Annotated in this window: 4 protein-coding genes; all 4 read left to right on the plus strand. The window is 50.5% G+C overall.

The window, feature by feature from the left end; translation table 11 throughout:
* A partial coding sequence (locus HKN79_05415) for a redoxin domain-containing protein (GenBank protein NNC82996.1) occupies positions 1-737 on the plus strand: 737 nt, incomplete at its 5' end.
* Complete coding sequence (locus HKN79_05420; protein ID NNC82997.1) at positions 734-2,014, plus strand: ABC transporter permease; 1,281 nt, start codon at positions 734-736, stop codon at positions 2,012-2,014. The genes HKN79_05415 and HKN79_05420, both read left to right, overlap by 4 nt.
* 26 nt (positions 2,015-2,040) lie before the next feature.
* Positions 2,041-2,793: a triose-phosphate isomerase gene (locus tag HKN79_05425; protein NNC82998.1), complete on the plus strand. Its 753-nt coding sequence runs from the start codon at positions 2,041-2,043 to the stop codon at positions 2,791-2,793.
* The coding region (prmA, locus tag HKN79_05430; protein NNC82999.1) for a 50S ribosomal protein L11 methyltransferase at positions 2,790-3,291 on the plus strand (502 nt) is incomplete at its 3' end. The genes HKN79_05425 and prmA, both read left to right, overlap by 4 nt.

Consider the following 3,291-nt stretch of genomic DNA (forward strand, 5'->3'; position numbering starts at 1 on the left):
TGCTAAAACAAAGTGCTCAAAGACCTGATTGGCCGATCGCAGGTATGGTCGCCATCGTTACCGTAGCCTTCATGTGGTACTCCTACGCTTACCTGCCCACCAGGGACTATAGACCTTATGCGGTAGGTGAGAATATCCTCGAGCAGATGAAGAGTGCTGAAGAACTGGGACTTCCAGCCCCTGAATATGTCTATGACTATACCATGGTGAATCAGGATACCGGAGAGGAGATGGTCATCACTTCCAAAGAATACATGGATGAGAAATGGTGGGAGAGAAAGGAGTGGGCGATCGATAAAGAGCGCACCGGCTCAGCCCGCAAAGTCAAGGATGGTTACGAACCCCCGATCACCGATTTCAGCTTCCAGGATGAATATGGTGATGAAGCATCTTACAGATTCCTTGAATCTGAGAAGCCGGTTCTCCTAGTGCTGACCTACGATGTGGAAAGTTCAGATGATGCGATCGAAGAAGTCTCTGCCTTGGCCGAAGAATTGCTGAGTAAGAATGTAGAAGTATTCGGCCTTTCGGCATCGGCCATGGAACAGATCGAGGATTTCCGGCATGAATATCAACTGGCTTTCCCATACTTCCAAGGCGATGAGAAGGTCATCAAGACCGTGGTGCGCTCAAACCCTGGCTTGGTCCTTCTCGATGGAGCCACCATTCTGGAAAAGTGGTCCGCAGCCTCCGTGCCGGAGGTCGATGAAGTCATGGAACGTATCCAAGCACAGTGACCAGCTATCTCATACGCAAACTGCTGTATGGGATGACGGTGCTATGGGGGGTGGTGACCTTGGTCTTCATCATCTTCAGCTTGAAACCCGGTGACCCCGCCCGTATGTTGCTCGGTCAACGTGCGACTCCTGAAGCGATCGAAGCAGTCAATAAGGAACTCGGCCTGGATCTCCCTTTGACTCAGCGCTATTTACTCTATTTGAATGACCTTTCACCGCTATCCCTTCATCAAACGGATCCATCTTCTTATTTCTACTATGACGAAATAAAGTATGGGGGACAGGCCTTGGGTCTAGGGAATCATGTGATCGCTCTGAAAGCTCCCTATCTGAGAAGATCCTACAAGAGCAAGCGTATGGTCTCTGAGATCATTGCTGATGCTATCCCAGGTACCTTCCTTCTGGCCACTGGAGCCATTCTATTCGCATTGCTCATTGGTCTGACCATAGGAGTCATCAGCGCACTTCGCAAAGACAGCCTGTTCGACAAAGGGAGTCTTGTGATAGCAGTGTTAGGCATGTCGGCACCTTCTTTCTACATGGCCATCATCATCTCCTGGATCGGTGGTTATCTCTGGTATGAGACCATCGGACTCCCATTCATACCGATGGTGATTGGACTCATCTATGTCAGTATCCATGTTTTTGCCAAGGGAGATCGTTCATGGAAAATGCTTGCTAAACGTCTGATCCAAGGGCTTTTGGTCGGAGTCGGGGTATGGGGTCTGGGGACGTTGTTACAATACCTTGTAGGCACCTCCTTTCTGCCGGCTTGGGAGACCCATATCCTTCTACCCGGTACCGGTCTGGATCAGTCGGGTTCCTTGTACGAAGTAGATGTGTTCGAAGGCCCCCGATTGGCCTTGAGGAATATCATCCTTCCTATGATCACTCTAGGCATCCGTCCCTTGGCCATCATCATCCAACTGATGCGCAATGCAATGCTGGACGAACTGAGCAAGGATTATATCCGCACCGCCCGGGCCAAAGGACTCAAGGAATCCAGAGTGGTCGTTGGTCATGCATTCAGAAATGCATTGAATCCGGTAGTGACTGCCGTCTCGGGTTGGTTTGCTTCTTTGCTGGCAGGAGCGGTCTTCATCGAGTTCGTATTTGGATGGCAAGGCTTGGGACTGCAGGTCTACAATGCCCTCGTCAATGAGGATTTCCCAGTGGTCATCGGCTCGGTGATCGTGATATCCAGCATATTTGTCCTGATCAACATCGGAGTGGATATCCTTTATGGTATCATCGACCCGAGAGTTCGTATCAGCTGAGATGATCCTTTAATGCAGAAGCACGTATGAGAAAGAAACTAGTAGCAGGGAATTGGAAGATGAATCTTGATTTTGATGAGGCCAGACAGCTTTTTCATCAATTGAGCAAACTGGATTATGACAGCAAGGTCGTGGATATGCTCATCGCTCCTCCGGCTGTCTACCTTTCTCAGCTTTCATTTGCAAATAGCAGCGAGGTGATCCTAGCAGCTCAGAACTGCCATCAGGAGACATCAGGTGCCTTTACTGGCGAATGGTCGGCAGGCATGCTGGCCTCCATACGTGTCGATCATTGCATCATTGGACATTCCGAGCGAAGAAGTCTATTCGGTGAGACCGATGATGTTGTAGCTCAAAAAGTAAAAGCCTGTCTAGATGCAGGTGTCCAGCCGATCATCTGCTGCGGGGAATCACTAGAAGAGAGGGAGTCGGGCAAGCATTTCGACCGTATCACCACGCAGATCGATGCGGTATTGAAGCAGATGGATGAGAAGGCGATCTCGACCTCGATCATCGCCTACGAGCCGGTGTGGGCCATCGGAACAGGACGTACGGCCTCTGCCGAGCAGGCACAGGAAATGCATGGATTCATCCGTAAATTGATCGGACTTCAATTCGATGAGCAACGAGCCCAACAGGTGCGGATCCTCTATGGTGGAAGCGTCAAACCGGCCAATGCCAAGGAATTGTTCTCGATGCCCGATGTAGATGGAGGACTCGTGGGAGGAGCATCATTGCAATTCGATTCCTTCAGGGATATTCTCACAGCAGCCTCGTGAATCATGTCGAACTCGATATCGAGGTCGAACCACTGATCCCATTCCGGGAGATCGTTGTGGCCTTATTGGCCGATCAAGGCTTTGAGAGTTTTGTCGAGTATGAGAAAGGAGTGAAGGCCTATACGCCCACCCAGGATTTTGATGAAAGTGCCATCCGTTCCCTCTTGGCCGACCTGGATGGTTGCTCGACCCGTTACCAGCACCAAGAGATCCCTCATGTCAATTGGAATGCCGAGTGGGAGAAGGACTATCATCCGGTAGAGGTCACAGAAGACTGTGTCATTCGGGCGCTCTTCCATGAGCCCATGCCTGAGTATGCCTACGAATTGATCATTCAGCCACAGATGTCCTTCGGGACCGGCCATCATCCGACTACACTTCTCATGATGCAGATGCTCTTGGAAATGGACCTAGAAGGACGAGAAGTGATCGATCTGGGATGTGGCACCGGAGTTCTGGCCATTCTAGCAGAGAAGAAAGGTGCGCAAAAAGTTCTGG

The organism is Flavobacteriales bacterium (assembly GCA_013001705.1).
GTDB lineage: Bacteria > Bacteroidota > Bacteroidia > Flavobacteriales_D > JABDKJ01 > JABDLZ01.

Bases quoted from the DNA above. Each gene is read 5' to 3' on its own strand.
- HKN79_05425 (NNC82998.1), top strand. From the start codon at position 2,041: ATGAGAAAGAAACTAGTAGCAGGGAATTGGAAGATGAATCTTGATTTT.